This is a genomic window from Streptomyces sp. NPDC050549, from assembly GCF_040655035.1.
In the GTDB taxonomy this organism is placed as follows: domain Bacteria; phylum Actinomycetota; class Actinomycetes; order Streptomycetales; family Streptomycetaceae; genus Streptomyces.
On sequence record NZ_JBFAJD010000006.1, the window covers coordinates 256,626 to 278,980 of the forward strand.

Consider the following 22,355-nt stretch of genomic DNA (forward strand, 5'->3'; position numbering starts at 1 on the left):
AGATGGCGACCGTCCTCGCCCCCGTCGGCGAGGCCCCGGGCACGGCGCGCACCCGCCCTGCCCGGGGCGGGCGGCGCAGCCCGAGCCGGGCCCGCTGGTGGGTCGTCCTCGCCTTCCTGTCCCCGTTCGCCATCGGGTTCGCCGTCTTCGTGCTCTACCCGGTGGCGGCCACGCTCTATTACTCGCTCACCAACTTCCAGGCCGGCTCCTACCGGCCCGTCCAGTTCGTCGGACTGCGCAATTACCGCGCCCTGTTCACCGAGTCCGACACCTTCTGGGTGGCGGTGCGCAACACGCTGTGGATGGTCGTCGTCATGGTGCCGCTGCGCACCGGCTGGGCCATGCTCACTGCCTGGGTCATCATCCGGGTCAAGCGCGGCCGGACCGTCTACCGGACTCTGTTCTTCCTGCCGTCGATGGTGCCGGTCGTGGCCTCGGCCCTGTCGTTCATCGTGCTCCTCAACCCGGTCGGACCGCTCAACAGGCTGCTGGGCCGGGTGGGTGTCGACGGCCCCGGCTGGTTCTCCGACCCCGCCTGGTCCAAGCCCAGCCTCGTCCTGATGGCACTGTGGGCCAGCGGCAACGTGATGGTGATCTTCTCCGCCGCCATGCTCGACGTACCCCGCGAGCTGTACGAGGCCGCCGAACTCGACGGCGCCGGCCCCCTGCAGAAGTTCCGCAGCGTCACCCTCCCGGCGATCTCCCCGGTGATCTTCTTCGCCCTGCTCACCGGGATGATCTACACCTTCCAGTACTTCACCGAGGCGTTCGTCGCCTCCAGTTCGGCCAACGCCACCTCCTCCAGCAACGACCTCATCGGCTACCCCGCCAACTCGCTGCTCTTCTACTCCACCGAGCTGTACCGACAGGGCTTCTCCTACTTCAAGACGGGTTACGCCTCGGCCATGGCCTGGCTGCTGTTCCTCGTCATCTTCGCGGCGACCGTGGTGTTCATCCGCGTCTCACGCCGCTTCGTGCACCACGCGGGAGGCGGCCGATGAGCACCCTCGACCTGACCGAACGTCACCCCCGCACCGGGCGGCGCCTGTTGTACCTGCTGGCCGAGCACGCGCCGGCCGTGGCGATCGCCCTCTGCTTCCTCCTGCCGCTCACCATCGGCATACTCACCGCGTTCATGACCCAACACCAGGCGGGCACCGGCTCGTTGTGGCCCTCGCCCTGGGAGTTCGGCAACTTCCACGAGGTCTTCAAGGCCATGCCGTTCGGCCGCGACCTCCTCAACACCATGCTCTACGCCGGCCTGTCCACGATCGGCGTCGTCATCTCCTCGGTGCCGGTCGCCTATGCGCTGGCCCGGCTGCGCTGGCGCGGCCGGGAGGGCGTCTTCCTCGTCGTCCTCGCCGCGATGATGATCCCGGCCCAGGTCACCAGCCTGCCCCTGTACGTCATGTACGCGCACATCGGCTGGGTGGGCACGCTGAAGCCGCTGATTGTCCCGTCCTTCTTCGGCGACGCGTTCAGCATCTTCCTGCTGCGCCAGTTCTTCCTCACCATCCCCGACGAGTTCACCGAGGCGGCCCGGGTCGACGGCGCGGGCGAACTGCGCATCCTGTGGCGGGTGTTGATCCCCATGGCCAAACCGGCGATCGCCGCCGTGGGTCTCTTCGCGTTCCTCTACGCGTGGAACGACTTCTACAACCCCCTGCTCTACACGGGGAACAGCGACACCGGCCAGACCCTCGCGGTGGCCCTCAGCCAGCTCGCCAAGAACGGCCACCAGAACGCGTACGAGCTTCAGATGGCGGCCTCGCTGATGTTCCTGCTGCCCGTTCTGGTGCTGTTCTTCCTGGCCCAGAAGGTCTTCGTCGAGGGCATCGCACTGACCGGCGTCAAAGGCTGACAACCGTCGCCGCAACCACAGTTGGCCAAGGAGCACTCTGTTGAGAATCACCGTTGTCGGCGGTGGCAGCACCTACACACCCGAACTGATCGAGGGCTTCGCCCGGCGCGTCCAGGTGCTGCCGGTCGATGAACTCGTCCTGCACGACATCGACTCCGAACGCCTTGCGGTGATCGGCGCCCTGTCCCGCCGTATCCTCGCCCGGTACGGCTTTCCCGGCCGCCTGACCACCACTACGGACCTGGCCGCCGCGGTGGACGGAGCCGCCGCCGTGCTCGTCCAGCTCCGAGTGGGAGGGCAGGCGGCCCGGCTGGTCGACGAGACCCTGCCGAACCGGTTCGGCCTGCTGGGCCAGGAGACCACCGGCCCCGGCGGCTTCGCCAAGGCCCTGCGTACCGTACCGGTGGTCCTCGACATCGCCGCCGAGGTACGCCGCCGGGCCGAACCCGGCGCCTGGGTCGTCGACTTCACCAACCCCGTCGGCATCGTCACCCGCGCACTGCTGGACGCGGGCCATCGCGCGGTCGGCCTGTGCAACGTGGCGATCAAGTTCCAGCGGCAGCTCGCCACCCGGTTCGACACCGACCCCGACCGTGTACGCCTCGGCCACGCCGGCCTCAACCACCTGTCCTGGATCCGCTCGGTCACCGTCGACGGAGTGGACCGACTGCCGGAACTCCTGACCGGCGACGCGCTCGACGACCTCGCCGCCCAAGTCCGCGTCCCCGCCGGGGCGTTGCGCGACCTGGGCGCGATCCCCTCCTACTACCTGCACTACTTCTACTGCACGGCCGACGAGGTGAAGGCCCAGCAGGCCGGAGCACATCGCGCCGACCAAGTCATCGCCATCGAAAAGGAGTTGCTCACCCTCTATGCCGATCCCGGGCTGGACCGACAACCAGAACTGCTCCAGCGGCGCGGCGGTGCCCACTACAGCGAGGCCGCGGCGGCACTGGTCACCAGCCTGCTCACCGGTGACGGCGCCCACCACTACGTGAACGTACGCAACAACAAAGTCCTCGCCGGCCTGCCGGACGAGGCGGTGGTCGAGGTCCCGGCACATGTCGACGCGTCCGGTCCCCATCCGGTCCCCGTACCGCCCCTGCCCCCCCGAGATGCTCGGACTCGTCCAGGCAGTCACCGCGTACGAGACACTCACCCTCGAGGCGGCCTTGACAGGGGACCGTACGGTGGCCCGGCGCGCTCTCATGGCCCACCCGCTCGTCCGCGAATGGGCCCGGGCGGACGCACTGCTGAACGCGCTGCTGGAGGCCAACCGACCCCATCTGCCCCGGTACTTCGCGAACGAGGCCGCTGATGCCTGACCTCGTGGTGGGCGTTGACGGAGGGAACTCCAAGACCGACCTCGTCCTCGCGGACACCGAAGGACGGCTCCTGTCCTGGGTACGCGGCGCAGGCACCCGTCCGCACACCGAGGGAATGGAGATCACCACCGAACGACTCGCTCGCCTGGGCCGGCACGCGCTGACAGCGGCCGGCCTGCCCGACACGACCCCGGTCTCCGTCGGAGCGTACTTCCTCGCCAACGTGGACCGGCGCACCGACGAACGCCTGGCGCTGGCGCAGTTGACCCGACTGGACGTGGCCGACCGGACCCTCGTACGCAACGACACACTCGCCGTCCTCCAGGCCGGCGCACCCGACGGCTGGGGGGTGGCGGTCGTCTCCGGCGCCGGCATCAACGCGGCAGCGATCCATCCGGGCGGCCGCTCGGCCCGCTTTCTCTCCCTCGGGGACATCACCGGGGACTGGGGCGGCGGACTTGCCGTGGCCAGGGCGGGCCTGGGAGCCGCCGTCCGTGCGGGCGACGGACGGGGGCCGGCGACCCGGCTGCGGCAGGAACTGCCGGGCCACTTCGGCCTGCGCAGCGTGGAGTCCGTGGCGCTGGCCGTCGGCAGCGGCGACCTGCCGATGACCGCACTGCACGGTCTGGCGCCGCTGGTTTTCGCGACGGCTGCCGGCGGCGACACCGTGGCCCGGGGCATCGTGGAACGCCTCGGCGACGAAATCGTCGCCATGGTCACCGCTCTGCTCCGCCGCCTCCGCCTCCTGCGTACCCCGACACCGGTGGTACTCGCAGGCGGCACACTGCAGAACGACCAGATCCTGCTGCGCGACCACATCAGCGGCTGCCTGGCCACCGAAGCTCCGCTGGCCCGGCCCCGGGTCCTCGATGTACCGCCGGTCGCGGGCGCGTTGAAGGAGGCGCTCCTGACCGCGGGCGCTCCGGCCGCGGCACAACGCCGCCTCCGCGAGGCCGTCGCCGACCGGAAGCCACCGTCGTTGCTCGCGACGCCACCGTAGCGACGGGTGGACGACGCCCCCATCGCTGGTCTGCGCCAACTCGGCTTTGCCGCGCGGGTGGTGGGCCAGAAACCGCGGGATGCGGCGCCTGCGCCCGTCCCGCGTTCGACAGTCCGGGCACACCCCCGCCGGTTCATCGGCCCCGTCCGGCGGCGCCGCCTCCGCCGCCGGACACCGACCCTTTCCGCCGCCTCGACGCGGATCGCACCGCTACCTCCGGCCACGGCCTGGGGCTGTCCGTCGCCGAGGCACACCACGCCGCGCTGACGGTGCGACCCGGCCCCGAGGGCGGGGACTGATTCTCGCCGTGCGCTTCCCCTGAGCGTCGCAGGGGATCTCTCGATGCCGTGATCGTGGGGCCCGGGCGAACTCCGTTACGCCGTCGAGCGGACCTTCGCCCTGCTCCACCAGCTGAAACGCCGGGCTGCTGCAGTGCGTTGGTACTTTCCGCAACCAGGGCGAGGCGGGGGAGACGACCGTGGGAGCAGAGCCGTCGAGTCTTCCGGGTCGCGCTGCTTGTGACATCCGCATCAGCGCAGGAGCCAACGGCCTGACCTTGCTGTTTCTTCCGCCTCTCCACCTTGTGGTTCAGCTGGTTCCTCGTCACGTGGCTCGGGAGGCCGGACTCCTACCCCGCCCCGTTCTGCCCGGGCAACGGCCCACCCTGGTGGCCGAGCTTCATCCCGGCGTGATCGACATGCGCTACGAGAACCCGCTGTGTACATGGCCGAGAAAGCGGGCGCGGGCTCTCAGGGCGTCCAGACGCGGTCCGCGTAGTCGAGGAAGTTGCGGCCGAGGATCTTCTCGATGCGGCCGGAGCGGTAGCCGCGCTTCTCCAGGAGGCGGGTCAGGTCGCGGAACTGGTCGACACCGCGCAGGTCCACGACGAAGGGGTAGGTGTCGGCGCGTTCGCCCGCCGCGCCGACGCCGGCCGCCCGGCGGGCGGCGACGTGTTCGCCGAGGGTCGTGCGATAGGCGTCGAGGTCGTCCACGGCGGTGACGCTGCCGTCGGTGCCGATGCCGACGTGGTCCTCGCCGCAGACGTCGACCGCGTGCACGATGTGATCGACGACGTCGGCGGCGGTGGCGTGGCCGGTCGGATTGAGGAAGGGCATGAAGTAGATGCCGACGAACCCACCCCGGTCGGCGACCAGGCGGAGTTCCTCGTCCGTCTTGTTGCGCGGGAGGTCGGCCAGTGCACGGCAGCCTGTGTGGTTGATCGACACGGGCTGCCGGGAGTGCCGGGCCGCGTCCAGGCAGGTGTTCTCCCCGCTGTGGGAGAGGTCGACCATCAGGTGGTGGTCGTTGAGGGCCTCGACGACCTGGCGGCCGAATGGGGTCAGGCCCCGGTTGGCGGTGGCCATGGAGCCGTCGCCGAGGTGGTTGGCCTGGTTGTAGGTGAGCTGGACGACCCGCACGCCGGCCTCCGCGAACCCGGCGACGCGGCTCTCGACGAGGGCGGGGTCCTCGCCGACGGCGACGGCGTTCTGGAAGCCGTAGATGACACCGATCCGCCGCTCGCGGTGGGCGCGCCGGATGTCGGCGGCCGTACGGACCTTGAGCAGGTCGGCCGGATGTGCGTCGAGGATCCCGTCCCAGACCGTGATCTCGTCCACCGTGTGCTCGTACGGCGGCAGGTCGCCCATGGTGTAGCCGAGGGTGATGTTGACGGCGGTCAGGCCGGAGGAGCGGGCTTCCGCGATCGCCCGGGCGTCGACCGCGAGTTGACCGCTGTCGGGATTGAGCTGCGTGGCGGCGGCCCGGGCGGCGGGGGTGTTGGGGTTGTCGAGCTGCCCCAGCGCGTTGACGATCAACGGGAGCGCGGCGGTGGTCACTTGGTGTCCTTCTCGAAGTCGGCGCGGTCGAAGCGGCGGCCGCTTTTCACAGTGAGGGTGATGGTGCGCAGATTGGCGATGTCCCGGAGCGGGTCCTCGTCCAGGACGGCGAAGTTCGCGAGCTTTCCGGCTTCGACACTGCCCATGTCCGCCTCGGTGCCGGCCGCCCTGGCGCCGATCAGCGTCGCCGCGCGCAGGACGTCGGCGGCGGACATGCCGCAACGGTCGACGAGGAAGGCGAGTTCGCCGAAGAGGGCGGGGAACGGGTCGTCGGGGCCGGTCTCGAAATCCGTGCCGGTGCAGACGCCGACTCCGGCGCGGTGTGCCTGGGCGGTGACCGCGGCGGCCAACTCGGTGTTGCGGCGGGCCCGTTCGGCCGATTCGGCGGTGTCGCCCCGGAGTTCGTCGCTGGTCCACATGGACGCGGTGGCGTCGAGGACGGTGCCGCGGCGCCGCATCTCGGCGAAGAGTGCGGCCAGTTGCGGGTCGTCGCCGGCTGCGAAGCGGTCGTATTCCACAGGGGGTTTGGTCTTGTAGCTGCTCAGCGGCTCGGTGGGGTTTTCGAAGGCGAGCAGGGTGACGTGGGAGACGCTGTCCACGCCCGCGGCGACGACCTCGCCGGGCGCGGCCGGGAAGACGGTGGCGTGCGCCCAGACGGCGATGCCCTGGCGGTGCGCCTCGGCTGTGATGGCGGCGACGGTCGCGGCGTCCAGGTCGGCGTAGACCTTGATCGCGGAGGCGTGGGTGCCGCGGGCCAGGGCGACGGCGATGGTGAGGTCGGTCTCGGGAGTGATGGCCTGCATCCAGGGGACGGCACCCGGCGTCGCGCCCCGGGAGACCTGGTGGGTGCGCGGGTCGTCGAAGAAGGAGGGCCCGGCCATGAGCGCCGCGTAGCGGATGTCGGGGCCGGGGATCTCGCCGACCAGGGTGGCACGGGCGAGGTCGCCGATCTGCCGCAGGTCGTCGGCCATGTCGCGGACGGCGGTGACTCCGCTGTGCACCAGGCGCCGGAGCACTGCCTCGGCGACGGGCCGGTCGGGCGGGGTGGCCAGGTGCTGGTGGGTGTCGATCAGGCCGGGGACGACGAACCTGCCGTCGAGGTCGACGCGGGGCGCGTCGGCGGCGAGCCGGGGCAACGGGTTGCCGCCGCCGACGACGGCGTGGATCCGGGCGCCGTCCGTGACGATCGTGGTGTCCGCACGGGGCTGGTCGCCGGTGCCGTCGAAGAGGGTGGCGCCGCAGTAGACCGTGACGGTTCCGGCGAGCGGTGCGGCCCAGGAGGTCGGGGCACCCGGGGGCAGATCGGTCATGGTCACCTTCAGTCCGCGAGATCCTGTGTTGTTACGCCCTGCGTAACATATGTATCGTGTGATGAAAACGCAGATACTGTACTCCGCGACTGGCGGATCACCGCAAGGACCCGAACCGGACAGGCCACCGCGCCCGGACGCGCCGGTCCGGGGCCGCACCGTGGACGAAAGGGAAGAACCGCCGCCATGCCCGTCGCACCCCGTACCCCGGAGCCGCCCAGGTCGGCCGTGGACAAGGCGCTCGACCTGGTCGAGGCCGTCTCGCGCGCACCGCACCCGGTGCGGCTGACCGATCTGGCCGCCGAGGTGGGCCTGCACCGCGCCACCGCCTACCGGATCCTGCTGGACCTGGTCCGGCGGGGCTGGGTGCTGCGGGCCGGTGACCGCTATCTGCCCGGTGCCGCCGTGCTCCGGATGTCGGCCTCGGCCGCGGGCAACTCGCTGACCGCGCTGGCCCGCCCGGTGCTGGAACGGCTGTCCGCCGCGACCTCGATGATGGTCAACCTCCAGGTCCTGGAGGAGGGCGGCGCCCGGGTGATCGACGTGGTCAGGCCCGAACGGCTGGCCATGATCAGCCACTTGCGGGGCGAACTGCTGCCGGTACGGCGGTTCGCCGGGCCGCTGGCCCTGGTCGCCGCACTCGAACCGGACGCGAGAGCACGGTGGTTGAACGGACTCGGCGACGAAGCCGCCGACGTGGCACGCGAGTTGGCCGAGGTGGAACGGACCGGTGTCGCCGTGGAGCGCGGTCGTAACGACAAGCTGGTGGCCTCGGTCAGCCGGGCGGTGGTGCCCGACCCCGGTGCTCCGGTGTGCGCACTGACGGTCGTGGGACCGGACGCCGAGTTCGACAGGCCGCAACTGGCCTCCGTGGAGCGGGAATTGCGCGCGGCGGCGGACGCACTGGGAATGGCCCTGACCGCCGGCACGGCGGAGGCCGGCCGGTGAGCGGCCTGCTGGTGCTGGACCGTCGACAGACGGCCGCCGCGTTGCGGCCCGACGCCGTCCTCGACGCGGTGGGCCGGGCCCTGGTCTCCGTCGCACGCGACGAGGTCTCCGTACCGCCGCGGATCGCCGCCCTGACCCCGACCGGCCTGCTGGGCGCGATGCCCGGCTACGTCCCCGGGCTCGGGCTGGCCGCGAAGCTGGTGACCGTGACCGCCGATCCACGGCACCCCGGACGCGGTTTCCACCGGGGGCTGGTGGCACTGTTCGACGAACACGACGGGCGCGCGCTGGCGCTCGTGGACGGCGAGTCGCTGACCGAGATCCGCACGGCGGCCGTCGCCACCCGGAGCGCCATGGCCCTGGCCGTCCGCCCCGGTCGCGGCCGGGTGGCGGTGCTGGGGACAGGCGCCCAGGCCCGCGCCCAGCTGGCGCTGCTCGCGACGGTGTGGCCGGAGACCGAGGTGACGGTGGCAGGCCGTGATCCGGTACGGGCCGGTTCGGCGGCCGCGCTGTGTCCCGGTGCGCGGGTCGCCGCCGGAGTCGAGGAGGCGGTACGCGGCGCCGACGTGGTGTTCTGCTGTACCGGCGCCACCGCGCCCGTCGTCCGGCGCGAGTGGCTCGCTCCCGGCGTCCATGTCTCGTCCGTCGGCGGCTCCCAGGGACCCGAACTGGACCCCGACACCGTCCGGGACGCGGTCCTGTTCGCCGAGTGGACCGGCGCAGCCACCGCGCCACCACCGGCGGGCGCCCACGAATTCCAGAAGCTCGCCCCCGGCCGGCCGGTGACCCTCCTGGGGTCCGTCCTCGACGGCGGCCATCCCGGCCGCGGCGGCGACACCGACGCCCTCACCGTCTTCAAGTCCACCGGCCACGCCGCCCTCGACGTCGCGGCGGTCCGGGTGGCCTACAACGCGGCGCTCGAACAGGGCTGGGGAGTACGCGTGGACCTGTGAGGGACGGAGACCCCGCTCAAGGAACAGCGGGGCCATGGTCTCCCCACGGCCGGGCCGTCGCCGGTTCTCTCTCATCGGTCACACCGCAACTTCAAGTCGCCCTGGTACAGGTGAAGTTAATGCGAATGCGGATCTTCATCCATTGCACGTCATGTGCCGTTCGGGCGGACGTCAACCACCCCGGCCATGATCGGACGTCTGTGGGCCCGAGCCGCGCGCATCCTGTCACAGGGCGAGTGATGCGGGCCCCGGGTGCGTACGGACGGGACCTCCGGTACGCGCCGACGTGATCGCAGCCGGCATGTGTCCGTGCTGCCGACGTGGGCCCCGCCGGTACGGGCGGCCCGGCGTTCGCGCCGGTCCGTGCCGTGGCCGCCCACGGTGAGTGGAGTACGAGGAAGATGGAGACCGGATGACCCAGGAGCCCGAGTCCGGCCCGGACGGCTACGAGGAGCAGCTGGAGCGACGTCTCGCCCGGGCCAGAGTCGAACTGGCGGCAGCCGAGCGGGACGTGGCACGCGCGGAGGCCGACATGGCCGACTTCTACCCGGCCACGGTCTCCAAGGACGGCTCCGTCGAGGTCACCGTCGGACCCCGGGGCGAACTGAGCGACCTGCGGTTCCTGGGTGACAAGTTCCGTCAGATGTCGAGCGCGGAACTGGGCGCGGCGATCATCGAGGCGGTCGAAACGGGCCGCGCGCAGGCACGACGCGAGGCGGCCCGCCACTTACGGCCGCTCGACGCCCCCGGCCCGCAAGTGCCCGAACTCGCCGGACTCGACATCGACTGGGCCCGGTTCGTGGGCCCGTCCACCCCCACCCGCAGCAGCTCCGCCAGGCCCGCCGCACGCACTCCACTGCACGACGAGATCGCCGACGACGGAGACACCCGATGACCGGCCCGTCCTACACATCGAACCCGGCGGCCATCATCGGCGGCAGCCGTGTCATCGAGGACCTCGGCAGGTTTGCCGACGAGGTCGGCACGTCCGCCCATGCCGCCCTGGCCGACACCAGCTGGACCGGCAACGACAGCTACGGGCAGCAGCTCAGGAAGGAGTTCGTCCAGACCCGCGACTCCGTCCTCGCCACCATCGACGCCATCGCCGCGGGCATCTCGGCCGTGGGCGACGGCACCCTGGACAACCTGCGCTCGATCCGCGGCACGCAGGGCGGGATCATCGACGCCATCCACGAACAACAAGGGCGGACCGGGAGCCGGCCGTAACGTGGCCATCGTCGTCTCTCCCAAGCTCAACTGGCTGTTCTTCATCCTCATCGGGGAAAAGTTCCTGGAGGCCAACGAGGACCACGCCTACGACACCAGCCGGTCGTTCGACCAGCTCCACCAGCACGTCGGCGCGCTCAAGTCACGGGCGAAACAAGCAGTACTGGCCGTGGGGGAGGGTCTCCCCAAGGGAACCGCCGACCAGTTCATCGGGGCGATCAACCAAGTCCTGCCCTATCTCGACAAGTTCGAGGCCGACCTGGACAAGGTGGCCAAGAACCAGGTCAACATCGCCATGCAGATCCGCGAGGCGAAGTGGAACATCATCGCCGAACTCATCCGCCTGTTCATCGAACTCGCGATCCTCGCGGTGATGTCCTTCTTCACCGGCGGCGCCAGCGCCGGCGAGGCAGCGGTGGCACGTGCCCGCAGCCGCGTGTTCATCCTGGAGGTCCTGCTCGAACTCTCGCGCCGCACGCACCTGTTGCCCAGCTTCCTGGAGGCCGCCGAGGAGGCCTTCATGACGCTCGCGGTCCGGCTGGCCATGATGACGGGCGCCCCCAAGGGGCAACGGCCGAAGTCGATCGACTGGGGCGACATCGGTCTCAGCGCCGCGTTCGGCGCCGTCGCCGGGTTCCTCGCGCCGATCTTCACGAAGACGATGAAGAACGTCACGAACAACCTCAACAACCTCGGTGACCTGGGGAAGAAGTTCGACGACATCAACCTGGGCGGGCAGAAGGGGCCGAAGCCGAACACCACCGACCTGAACCTGAAGAACAGGCCGAAGGCCGGCCCCGCGCCGGGACCCGGGACCCACTTCCCCAAGACGACCCCCACTGCCACCCCGCATGTGACGCCGACACCCCACGGCGACGAGAGCTTCTCCGCCAAGGCGCTCGACCAGAGCGGTGAGTTCATCGCGGACGGCGCTTCGGAGACGCTGGCGGAGTCCCTCGTGATGGGTGCGTTCTTCGGGGACTTCACACCGAGCTGGCAGACGTTCGTCGGGTCGGGCCTGAGCGAGCGCTTCGAGGCGGGAGCCGAGCACGCGGTCACCAACAGTGCCGACTGGCTCAAGAACTTCGGCAACCCGCCGACGATCTCCACAACGGTCTCCAACACCGACACCGACACCGGAGACGCCGACACCGTCGCTCCGAACACTGGCCCGGGCGGAAGCGGCGGCACCAAGTCCGGTGCGGCAAGCGGTCCGTACACGCCCGTGGACACGGACACCGACGCCGGCAACCACATCGACACGGACACCGGCACACCCACGAAGGCGCCTCCGGTCCATGTCGTCGACCCACCGCCCCACACGCCCGTCCCGGTCGTTCCGCCTGTCGTGGGGTCTCCAACGCCTCTCGTTCCGCCTGCGGTTGGGGCGTCCGCGCCGCCGACAGGTCCCGTGACGGTCCCACCGTCCGCCCCGCCCGCCATCCCGACCGCCACCGGCGGCAGTGCCTCTCCCGTACCGCCTGTCGCGACGCACGGCAGCAACAGCAACGACAATGGAACCGAACCCCCGCCGCAGACACACGACTTGAACACCCCCGAGGTGGAGTCGGACCCGCTCCCACCCCCGGCCCTGGATCAGAACAACCCTGTTGTCGACCCGCCCGCCGCGGAGTTGCCGCCGCCCCCGGTGACGTCGACCCCCGCGGCGCCCACCGCAGGGACGACCGTCCCTGCCGCGGCCACCCACAACGGCCCTCCTGAGCACGGGAGTTCGATCAACGGCACGGGCACCGGCACCGGCAAGGGAAAGACCGTGGCTCCGCCAACAACGGACACCACGGGCCCTGGCACCGTCACCCACTCCGCCCCGCTCGTAGGCGCGGCCCACGACGCCCATGCCGACGCCGTACGGTCGTCGCAGCACACGGTCGACACCGCCGAACGGCTGCGCGTGCGGGTCGAGGCCGGTGAGGGAACGAGCCGCGACGTCACCGCGCTGCACGACGCGGACGACAGGGTGCGGCAGGCCCAGGAGGACCTCTCGCGGACGGAGACGCTCCTGGGTGAACCGGGCGAGGTACCGCGTTCCCACGCCTCCGCCGCCCTGGACCTCGGCTCCGACTCGTCGGCGCAGCCCTCCGCCATCGTCCCCGTGGTGGACCGCTCCGACGCCCAACGGCACTGGATCGCCTCGCAGTTGACCGAGGGCGACCTGCCCCACGACTTCTCCGCCGTCGGCCTCCCGACCGCCGATGTCGACGTGGACGTAGCCGCCCTGTCCTCCACCGGAACAGCCCTGACCGTCGAGCAGCAGACCCAGGCGGTCATGGGGAGCGGCAAACTGTCCTTGCTGGAGACCGGACTCACACCCTTGCAGCAGGCAAAGGCGCTGATGCTGCAACCCGGTCCATGGTCCGGGCACCTCGACACCGCCGCCGCCACGGCCAGCCGGCGCCTGTGGGACGACGCGTTCACTGACTTCGCACTGAACACGCCCGGGTCGGCTCCGGACACCGCACACCAGTCGTGGGACACCGCCACCGCGCTCGTGCTGCCCCTGGAACTCCACCCGGTGCTCGCGGACTCGCGTCACGCGATCGAGCCGTACCGGAGCGCGGTACGCCAGGTCGCCGACGTGCTGGCCGCGGGCGGGACACGTGCGGAGGCGACCTCGCTCGCCGACGGTCTCCGCAGGGGCCTCGGGCTGCCGCAGCGGCTGCGCGGCGGTGCCCCCAAGTCCGGGGAGTCATCCGACGATCCGCAGCCCGTGGTCACCGTGAGCAGCGGGACCCCCCTCGTCGCGACGACGTCCACCACGACCGACTCGACGACCACAATCACGGAGGTGCCGTTCGACGGGCTGTTCAAGTCCCCTGGCGACAGGTCGACTTCGGTACCTCCCCGCGGCCCGGACAACCCCCCGGAGAAGCCCCGCCGGCCGGGTCCGCCCCGCAAGGGCGCCCCGCCGAACCGCCGTACCCCTACGCTCGACCCCATCGATGAGGACGCCGAGGCCAAGTTCACCGCGCTGCCCGTCAAGAAGCCCGCCACGCCGGGGCCGACCTGGGTGGTGCACGACCTGGACTCCCGTCGGCCGCCGCGCGTCGACCTCGACCTCCCCCCTGCGCCGTACAGCGGTGGCGGACCCGCGTCGTTCACCGACGGTGCAAAACTGCCCGTCTACATGGGCGGCATCGGCGAGTTGCTGCGCGGGCTGCCACGCAATCTGCTGCGCCGCTCCTACACCCTCGGCCAGGGGGACCGTGTCCTGCGCGGCGCCGACCGCGTCGTCGAGCAGCTCGACCTCAGCCTCCGGCAGCCGCCCGGCGTCCGCCCCCGTCCCGCGCGTCCCGGCGGCAACCGCGCCGGCGACGGGCTCCTGGACGACGTACGACACGCTCTCGGCCACAACCCGAGCGGCTTCTTCGGCGACGGGCAGCAGTTCAACTACCGCACGGTGGACGGCAAGTCGCGGGTTCTCACGGTCACGGCCCGCCCGTACGGGCAGTGGGAGAGGTTCACCTTCGGCTACGCCAACCCCGTGAAGATCGACACGATGCAGCGCAACACCGCCCTCACCGGCCGGGTCGCCGTGAACAGCACGTCGGCGTCCCTCGCGCCCACCGCACCGCTCGGACCGGTGAAGACACTGTTCGCGCCCTGGGGACGGGTCTTCGCGCAGTTCTCGTGGACCAAGCGGGTCGAGTACAACATGCAGAACCTCGTCGTGAACCAGAACGAGACCCGTACGACCGACGGCTCGCACGCCCATCTCGACGACGTCTGGTACGAGTTCAAGGTCACCGATCCGGCCGGACGCCCCGTGGACCGGACCGGCAAGGCGATCAGGTCCGCGTCCGGCACGCGTGGTCAGGTCGCCTTCGGATTCGCCGTCAGGGACGGGCTGTTCGTGCGCATCGCCGACAGTCTCACCCGGCCCAAGCCGCCCGCCGACCGGCTGCCGCCGCGGATGCGGCTCGACCGCGGCTCCCACTACCGCATGATGAACACGGAGAGCTTCGGCCCCGTCGCACACATCCGGGACTGGGCGCTCCAGCAGATCGGCACGGACACCGACAGCATGGCCGGCAAGCAGATCAACTCGTTCTTCTCCACCGACGGGTTCCACCGCATGAGCCGGGTCATGGCGGCCGGGACGGTCACCTCGCCGCCGCTGTTCAAGGACGACGCGGGGCGCGAACCGCTCGGTGTCTTCTCGGTCCGGGTGGAGCCCGGCGAGGCCGTCCTCATCAGCGAGACCACCGCCGCCGAACTCCGGGACATCTCCCAGACGACGGTCCGCAACGAGCGGACCACCGGCAGGTCCTCGGGCGTCGACATCGGCGGTGCCCTCGGACCCGCCTTCCAGCTTCTCGGCATCGACCAGGGCAAGTTCGACCTGCGGCTGCTCGCCGGTCTCAACTTCCGCTACGGCGCCTCCCGCAACCGCGCCTCCGTCACCGGCGGAACCGGCGCCGTGAAGTCCGCCGGTCAGGCCAAGGGCGACCCCACGGGCCTCTACCTGGTCCAGAAGACCGTCACGGTCACCGCACCGCCCGACACCAAGGCACCGCTGCCCGACCGCAGGCGCGACGACGCGAGCTCGACACCCGGCAAGCTGCGCAAGAACACCCCGCGGACCTGGAGCGAGGCACCACGCACCCGTACGTTCCAGACGTGGGCCGTGGAACGGCTCACCCGCACCGAGGCCCGCCGCCTCGCCGGAGAGGCGAGCCCCGCGCCCGGCACCCCGCCCAGGGTGCCGCCGTACCTCACCCAGGACTCGCCGCCCACCCTCGGCATGAGCAGGGTCGAGGAGTTCACGTTCGCCGACGGCTCCTACGTACGGGACATCGACGGCGAGGACCGCACGTTCCTCGACCACTTCGGCGAACAGGTCCTCGACGAGGTCGCGCGCGCCTACCCGGACCTCGTCGCGCCGCTGTCCGAACTCGATCCCGCCAATCCCCGCTGGCGCAGCGCCGACCACTTCCAGATGGCGGTCTCCAACACCCTGGAGGTGCTCAACACCCTCGCCTTCCACAGCATGGCGGGCAACCTGGAGACGATGATGACCACGGGGCTGCGGATCTCCCTGGTCGACTCCCGCCGCGCCACCCGCGCACACCGTTACGTGTGGATCGACGCCGCCCTGACCGACCGGCGTTTCGAGGGCACGCAGAAGGACCTGAGGCTGCGGTTCAGCGCACCCGGCAGCGAGAACCTCGGCGGACGGCAGAACAGCGCGCGCGGGGCTCACATCGGCGCGGAAGGGCTGCTGTCGCTGCGGGACGGGGCGACCGACGAGGCGGGCGGCCCGCTGCACGCCGGCACCGGTTCCCTCGGCGTGCGCTGGGGCGGCCGTAGCGACTCGGAGAGCGGCTACGGGGCCGCCGCCACGCACGAGGCCATGTCGATCGGCACCAAGGGCACCCACCTGTACAGCTACGAGGTCACCCTCACCGCGCGGCGCGGCGGCTTCCGCCGGTTCCGTGGCCTGCTGCGCGGTGTCCTCTTCCTCAACCTGCTCGGAACGCGGCCGTTCGTCCTCACCGAGCGGGAGAAGAACCTCATCGGCCCGACCGGTGCGCCGGCGCCGGGCCCGGCCCGCCCCGGGCCGGGCGCCAAGGGGCCCTCCGTCGGACGGGTGCTGCTCGGCGTGCCCGTCGAGCACACGCCCGCCCGCGACACCTCACGTCCCCACCACCCCCTGCACGGAGTGCCCCTCGCGACCACCGGGCAGGCCGCACGGGACCTGGCGCTGGCCACCCGCGGCCTGTTCGAGCGGGCCGGCCGCCGGGGCCGCGAGGAGTACCGGCGCCACCCGTACCTCACCCTCGCGGTCGTCGCGGATCCCGCCCTCGGCCGGGCCGCCGAGGACGTCCTCCGGGAGTCGTCGGGCAACTCCTGGATGCTGACCCACCAGGGCGCCCCAGTCCACGACGCGGCACTGCGCGTGTTCCAGAGCCAGTTCCTCACCGCGAACTTCGACCAGTCGTCCGCCCCGACCGGCTGGCGCGCCTCCGGGCTGTGGGCCAAGGCCCCCTACCTGGACCGTTCCTCGGTCCTCGCCCACCGCAGCCGCCTGCGCCCCGGCAGCCTCACCGCCGTGACGGGCGCCATCCCGATCGAGGCCGAGACGACCATCGGCGGCGCCACCCAGGCCTCGGGACGCCACACCAGCACCAGCACGCTGTTCTTCGGCGGCCAGCTCGTCTACCTCCACTCGCACGACACCGGCACCGGGACCACCGGCAACTACGGCCTCGTCGCCAGCCCCTACCGCCTCGACAAGTCCCGCTTCCGTGCCGTCACCCGGACCGCGCTCGCCGAGATCAACCGCAAGGACCAGGGCCGGCAGGTACTCGTCACCGCCGACGTCGACCACGAGATCGCGGCCACCTCCACCCTCGTCGGTGAACGCGCGACGGGCATACGGCGATTGCCCCGCTGGCTCGCCGGCGCGTCCGGGCGGCGGGTCCTCGTCAACGACGGCTGGGTCGGGCACGTTCCGGAGAAGAGCGCCTACCGGATGGGACTGCTCCGGGACCGCTGGGGCGACGTACCGCTCTACACCCGGCGCCGGTGGTCGCCCCAACCCTGGCTCCTGGAGCATCCGTTCGGCAGTTTCCCGCTCACCGCGCTCGACACCGCCGCCGTACTCAACGACTTCGACCGGCAGTTGAGGCCGCTCGGCCTGACGGCCGGCGACCGGGACACGGTGCACCGGCTGATGTCGGAACGCGTCGTGCGCGCCCTCGGCAAGGAGATGACCGGCGGCAGCTCCTCCGTGCCCGCCCGCGTGGGCCGTTGGGGCTCGTCCACCGCCAACCTGTGGATCGGCAGCCGCAAGGTACGGGCGCGTGCCGAACTGATCCCGGTGAAGGTGCCCGTCGGCAGACCCGCACCGGACGGCAGCGGCTTCGGCGGCCTCGGCCACAGTGTGGAGTTCGAGGAGCACCGGCACGCCGTGGAGACCACGCAGGAGGGCCGCGGCCGTGCCTCCGGTGCCAGCGTCGGCACCACCGTCGCCCAGGGCGCGCACACGGGCAACGACACCGTGCGGATGGCCGGACCGACGTACGCGGAGGTCGGCTCCACCCAGCAGACCGCCGCCCAGAACCAGTCCGAGGGCAGCGTCCGGATCGCCACCGCCACGACGACCCAGGGACACGCCGAGTACGTCACCCGCTACCGGATGCGCCTCACCCTGGAGGTCACCGACACCCGCGACCCGCAGACCGGCACCGGCGCCTCCGCCTGGGTCAAGCGTGCCGCGCATCGCACCTGGCGCGGTGTCTCCGGCCGGCGCCTGCTGCGCGTCAGCTCCGAGGGCGACGTCGGAGAACTCGTCGAGCACTACCCGCTCAGCCTCATGCGCCCCGACCCCGTCGACCCCACCGCCGAACGGGACGACCCGCTGGCCCCGCCCGCACTCGACGCCCCCGGACCCTCCCGCCGCGTCACGCCGCCCGCCACGACCGGCCCCGGCGGCTGGCTCGACACGCTCCACCCCGACGACAGCATGAAGCCGTTCACCATGCCGCCGGACGGGTTCAAGGTCCGCCGGATCGTCGGCGTCGACCAGCTCCACACCCACAACTTCCTTGTTCTCGCCTCCGCCTACGACACGACCTTCCCGCTCACCGACACACTCGACGACGACCTGATCGCCCGCGCCCAGGACACCCCGCTCACCCGCGCCGGCACCGGACCCGCCCAGAACCTGGAGGACGGCACCGGCAACGGCGCACTCAGCGCCTTCTACGACCGCACCCTCGACCCCGGCGGCTATGAGGTGGCAGGCCTGACCGAACGCGGCTTCTTCGGCGGCGCCGACGCCGACCTCCGGCTGTACTCCCGGCCGAGGTTCCGCCGGGCCCGGCTGCTCGCCGTCACCGACGGCATGAAGCACGAAGCCCCCAAGCGCCATGTCCAGGGCGGTGGCGCGACCGCCGGGCGCGTCGGACAGACCGAATCGTCGATCGGCGGCGGTCCCGCCACCTCGTCCTCCGCCACCGGCACCAACCAGATGGGCGCCTCGGGACCGGGCGACGTCTCGACCGAGTCCGACACCCTCGCCTCGGCCGGCGACCGCCTTGCGTCGGTGAACGTCAAGCCGAACACCACCCGCACGTTCCTGTTCGCCATCCCCACGACCTGGCTGAGCGTCGCCGCGGTCCACCATCACGTCAAGGACTCCGCGCCGGTGCGGGCGATGCGCAGCCCGTTCGGCAACCCGCAGCGCGCCCCGCAGGCACGCGAGACCGAGACCACCGTCCTGGCCTGGGTCCGCGAGGACGTCGCCCGTGAACTGGGCCTCATCGAGGACGACGGATTCCCGCCGAGGGCGGCCAAGGCGTGGGACGCGGTCACCAAGGCCGACAAGGAGTGGACGGCCGCCGACAAGAAGTACTGGGAGCTGCGCCGCGACGAGGGCCCGCGTCGCGAGACCGCGCTCACGGACGCCGAGGACCTGCTGACCACCCTCACCGCCCGCGACCCCGAGACCCTGCCCCAGGTGATCGCCGCACGGGGCGAACTCGCCCGCCTGGAAGAGGAGAACGACGGCGCGGAACCCGCCCACGACGGCTGGGCGCAACTCCACGACGCGGAACGCGACGCCGCGCACGACCGCGTGACGGCCCTGTTGCGTGCGGCCGACGACGAGGTCACCGCCGCCCGTGCGGCCCGCGACACGGCACGCGACCAACTGGACGTCTTCACCGCGGAGTTGGGCGAGCGACGTGCCTTCGCCGAGGCGCTCGCCGACGAGTACGCGCGCGTCCGGGAAGCCGCCGATCGACTGACCCGCTGGCACCAGCTCGCGGCCACACCGGCTGGACGCGCCCAGCTAGGCACGACCCAGGAACCGGACGAGGTTGCCTTCCAGGCTCCACCGGCACCGGGCACCGCGAAGGCACCGGTGACGGAGAAGAAGACCACTGACAAGAAGGAGGGCGACAAGAAGGAGGACGGGGACAAGAAGGACAGCGGGGAGCAGGACGAGGCGGCGGGCAACGCCGAACTGCGCCCCGCGTTCAGCCGCCCGCCGTGGGAGACGGACGGCACCCCGGACCCGTCGCTGCGCCGCTTCGACGCGGCCCAGGACCACCGCACCCTGACCGCCATCGATCCCGACGGCCGGAGCTGGGTCTACGACCTGCACGAACCGGACGGCGACGGCAACGGGTTCTTCGCGGCAATCCTCGGTGTCGCGGACCGCGGCGGGCCGACGGCGGTGTCGGAACCCCGACGTGCCGCACTGGCCGGCCGCGTCGCCCGGAGCATCGACATGCCCCCGGACGTGACGCTCGACCCGCAAGCCGTGTTCCGTACGGCCGAACTGACCAGCAGGCTCGGCGAGCACTTCCGGCGCGACCTCGCCCTGTCCGCCGCCGTCGAGGAGAGCGGCGGACGGCTGCCCGACGCCCTGCTCACCGCACTCACCCCCGCCCAGCGTCAGAGTCTCGTACGGCTGCACGTGCAGCGAGCCCGCCGTTGGGACGATGCGACGGCGAACCTTGCCGCGGACCTGACGGCGCGTTCCCTCGGGGTGGACCTCACGGTCGTGGGAGAGGACGGCAGCTACCGGTTCTTCCCGGGCTCCGCCGATCCGACGGCGGGACCGCTCCGGCAGGTGACCGTCTACCGGCGGGGTGACAGCTACCTGTCGGCCCGTCCGCGGTCAGCGACACCGGTGCCGGCGCCACCCGTTCGGGGCGCGGAGCCGCCGGGGGACAAGGACGCCAAGGACGCCGACGCCGCGAAGGGCAAGGGCGGCGACGGCGGTGACGGCAAGGCAGCCAAGAGCGACCAGGACACGAAGGGCAAGGAGACGAAACCCAAGGAAAAGCCTGACTTGGCCGCACAGGGCGAGTCCGTCCGTGACAAACAGTCGCCGCCCGCCCGGACTGTCCTCGTGAAAGGGCGGCAGATGACCGTCCAGAACGTGACTCCCGACGGCAACTGCCTGTTCACCGCCATCATCGCCGGCATCGGTGCCCAGCACCCCGGCCACACCGCGCGGGGCACGGCCGTACACACGATGACGGTCGCCGACCTGCGGAACGACACCGCCGACTGGTACGCGACGTCCGCTGCCGCCGACCAGCACGCCACGCGCGACCCGTTGGAAACGATCGTCCACGACAGGTACCCGGATCTGCGCGGCCTGCGGCCCCTGCTCGCGCTGCTGGGCCTGCGGACACACCTCCCGCTGACCCCCACGCAACAGGCGCGCATCCAGGCCCAGTTGAAGACCGAGGGCCTGGAGGACGGTGCGGCGCCCGAGACGATCGCCCGACGGCGCGCGCTGACCGACCAGGCGTACGGAAACAACGTGCGCCAACTGGTATTGCGAACGCTGCACGGCCCGGCCACGTCGAGGTCGCGGGCGCTGTGGCGGGAGATCCGCAGCCACCTGCCGACCGTCGTGCCCGCCACGCCGGCGCAGACCGTCACACTGGGGGAGCGGGGGCTGGTCGACCGGGCGATCCGCTCGCCCGAACTGTGGCACACCCCCTTCTACGACGACGTACCCCTGCTGCTCACCCAATCGCTGGGCATCGACCTCGTCGTCGTCCAGCCCGACGGCCAAGGCGGATCCGTCCTGCACCGCCTCTCCGAGGACGCCAACGGGCCGACCGTGTACGTCGCTTACAACGGCATCGACCACTACGAGACGTTGCTGCCGACGGCGCCGCAGCCCGGTCCGAGCGGTGACCTCACCGCCGGTTTCGGCGACCCTGTGATGCCGAAGCGGGTGAAGGACGAGGAGCGCGACGACGAGGGCGACGTACGGGCGAACCCGCTGTGGATCCCCCTCGAAGAGGTGGACCCCGACCTGCTGATCACCGGCAACCATGATGCGGTGTGGCTGTACACGGTGACCGACGACGGCCGTGTGCTGCTCGGCAGCGAGGCGCCTTCGCAGGTGATGGCCCAGGACCAGTTCGACGCGCTGCTCGTCGGCGTCCGCACCCGACGCCCCGACATGACGGTGGAGTCGCTGCGGGCGGAGATCGACGGCCTCGGACACACCGGCATCGCGGCCGTCTTCGGGGAGGGCGGCCGTGCGCGGCCCGGCGCGAGCCGGGTGTCGGGCGAGTTCCGCTGGAACGAGAGCCTGCGGACGTGGACCGTGAACGACAAGTCCGGCCGCTACATGAGCAAGTCGGTACGGCCGGACATCGACCCGGCGGTCGCGGCCGACTGGCTCGACAACGTCGCCGCACTCTTCACCGACCGCCTCGGCGTCCAAGTCGCCCCGGAGCAGGTGAAGTCGAGCGCCACGAAGGCCCCCGAGTCGAAGCCCGGGGACACCGCAAACCGGTCCGCTTCCGCACCTTTGATGCTGCGCCAACCCGCGGACGGGGGCGACTGGTTGCCGTCCGCGCTGGTCGACGCCCTGAGGAAGAGGGGGGCCGACTCGTTCGGCCGACCGGGACTCGGCGGTCTTCTCGGGGGACCGGACCCGTCCGACGCACTGCACCGCTGGACCGAGTTCCGGCTCGCCGCTCCGGACGCTGCGGCGAGGGCGCCCCGCCTGGCCGCCGCCGACTGGGCGGCCCCGGCGCACACGACAGTGTCGCTCGACGACCTCGCCGCGATGGGCGTGACCCCGACACCCGACCAGGCCGCGTTCGCGGCCCTGACCGGCGCACTCCCGCTCGGCGACCTCACCCTGACCCTCGCACAGCGCTACCGGCTGCTGCGCCGCTGGGCGGGCCGCGACGACCTTCTCACCGAGATCGCCGCGGGCACGGCAGCCCGTGACCTGGGAATCGTCCTGACACTGGTGACGGACGACGGGACGGTACGCCGCTTCGAGCCGTGAGGGCCGGCCCCGCCCCGAGGCGGGCGTTACCTGGATGATCAATAGCAAGGGATGCCTGCGGAGGGTGTGGGGCGGACGGCGGCTGAAACCGCCGCG

Annotated in this window: 10 protein-coding genes and 1 pseudogene; 9 read left to right on the forward strand and 2 right to left on the reverse strand. The window is 71.5% G+C overall.

Annotation, left to right across the window (positions count from 1 at the left end; genetic code table 11):
- Positions 1–2: 2 nt before the first annotated feature.
- The 4 genes and pseudogenes from AB0I51_RS12460 to AB0I51_RS12475 all read left to right on the forward strand — a co-directional run bounded on the left by AB0I51_RS12460 (position 3) and on the right by AB0I51_RS12475 (position 4,186).
- The gene (locus AB0I51_RS12460) at positions 3–1,001 is read left to right on the forward strand and encodes a sugar ABC transporter permease (RefSeq protein WP_362974095.1); all 999 of its coding nucleotides are present in this window, start codon (positions 3–5) and stop codon (positions 999–1,001) included.
- Positions 998–1,861 carry a carbohydrate ABC transporter permease gene (locus AB0I51_RS12465; protein ID WP_362974097.1) on the forward strand — a complete coding sequence of 288 codons (864 nt, stop codon included), beginning with the start codon at positions 998–1,000 and terminating at the stop codon, positions 1,859–1,861. The genes AB0I51_RS12460 and AB0I51_RS12465 overlap by 4 nt, the downstream gene beginning before the upstream one ends.
- A gap of 40 nt (positions 1,862–1,901) precedes the next feature.
- Positions 1,902–3,186: pseudogene (locus tag AB0I51_RS12470) on the forward strand (6-phospho-beta-glucosidase).
- Positions 3,179–4,186 (forward strand): BadF/BadG/BcrA/BcrD ATPase family protein, encoded by a 1,008-nt coding sequence (locus AB0I51_RS12475; RefSeq protein WP_362974099.1) that lies wholly within the window; start codon positions 3,179–3,181, stop codon positions 4,184–4,186. Before AB0I51_RS12470 ends, AB0I51_RS12475 begins: the two are co-directional and overlap by 8 nt.
- Positions 4,187–4,935: 749 nt before the next feature.
- Here the strand turns inward: AB0I51_RS12475 and AB0I51_RS12480 are convergent.
- The gene (locus AB0I51_RS12480; protein WP_362974101.1) at positions 4,936–6,021 is read right to left on the reverse strand and encodes a membrane dipeptidase; all 1,086 of its coding nucleotides are present in this window, start codon (positions 6,019–6,021) and stop codon (positions 4,936–4,938) included.
- Positions 6,018–7,331 carry an amidohydrolase family protein gene (locus AB0I51_RS12485; protein ID WP_362974103.1) on the reverse strand — a complete coding sequence of 438 codons (1,314 nt, stop codon included), beginning with the start codon at positions 7,329–7,331 and terminating at the stop codon, positions 6,018–6,020. Before AB0I51_RS12485 ends, AB0I51_RS12480 begins: the two co-directional genes overlap by 4 nt.
- 186 nt (positions 7,332–7,517) lie before the next feature.
- On the opposite strand from AB0I51_RS12485, the gene AB0I51_RS12490 reads away from it, so the two are divergent.
- From AB0I51_RS12490 to AB0I51_RS12510, 5 genes are all read left to right on the forward strand, one after another.
- On the forward strand, positions 7,518–8,279 hold the full coding sequence (locus AB0I51_RS12490; RefSeq protein WP_362974105.1) for a helix-turn-helix domain-containing protein: 762 nt from the start codon (positions 7,518–7,520) through the stop codon (positions 8,277–8,279).
- Positions 8,276–9,232, forward strand: a complete 957-nt coding sequence (locus AB0I51_RS12495) for an ornithine cyclodeaminase family protein (protein WP_362974107.1) — start codon at positions 8,276–8,278, stop codon at positions 9,230–9,232. Before AB0I51_RS12490 ends, AB0I51_RS12495 begins: the two co-directional genes overlap by 4 nt.
- 412 nt (positions 9,233–9,644) lie before the next feature.
- The gene (locus AB0I51_RS12500) at positions 9,645–10,127 is read left to right on the forward strand and encodes a YbaB/EbfC family DNA-binding protein (RefSeq protein ID WP_362974109.1); all 483 of its coding nucleotides are present in this window, start codon (positions 9,645–9,647) and stop codon (positions 10,125–10,127) included.
- Complete coding sequence (locus AB0I51_RS12505) at positions 10,124–10,459, forward strand: hypothetical protein (protein ID WP_362974110.1); 336 nt, start codon at positions 10,124–10,126, stop codon at positions 10,457–10,459. Before AB0I51_RS12500 ends, AB0I51_RS12505 begins: the two co-directional genes overlap by 4 nt.
- A gap of 1 nt (position 10,460) precedes the next feature.
- Positions 10,461–22,259 (forward strand): hypothetical protein, encoded by an 11,799-nt coding sequence (locus AB0I51_RS12510; protein ID WP_362974112.1) that lies wholly within the window; start codon positions 10,461–10,463, stop codon positions 22,257–22,259.
- Positions 22,260–22,355 lie beyond the last annotated feature (96 nt).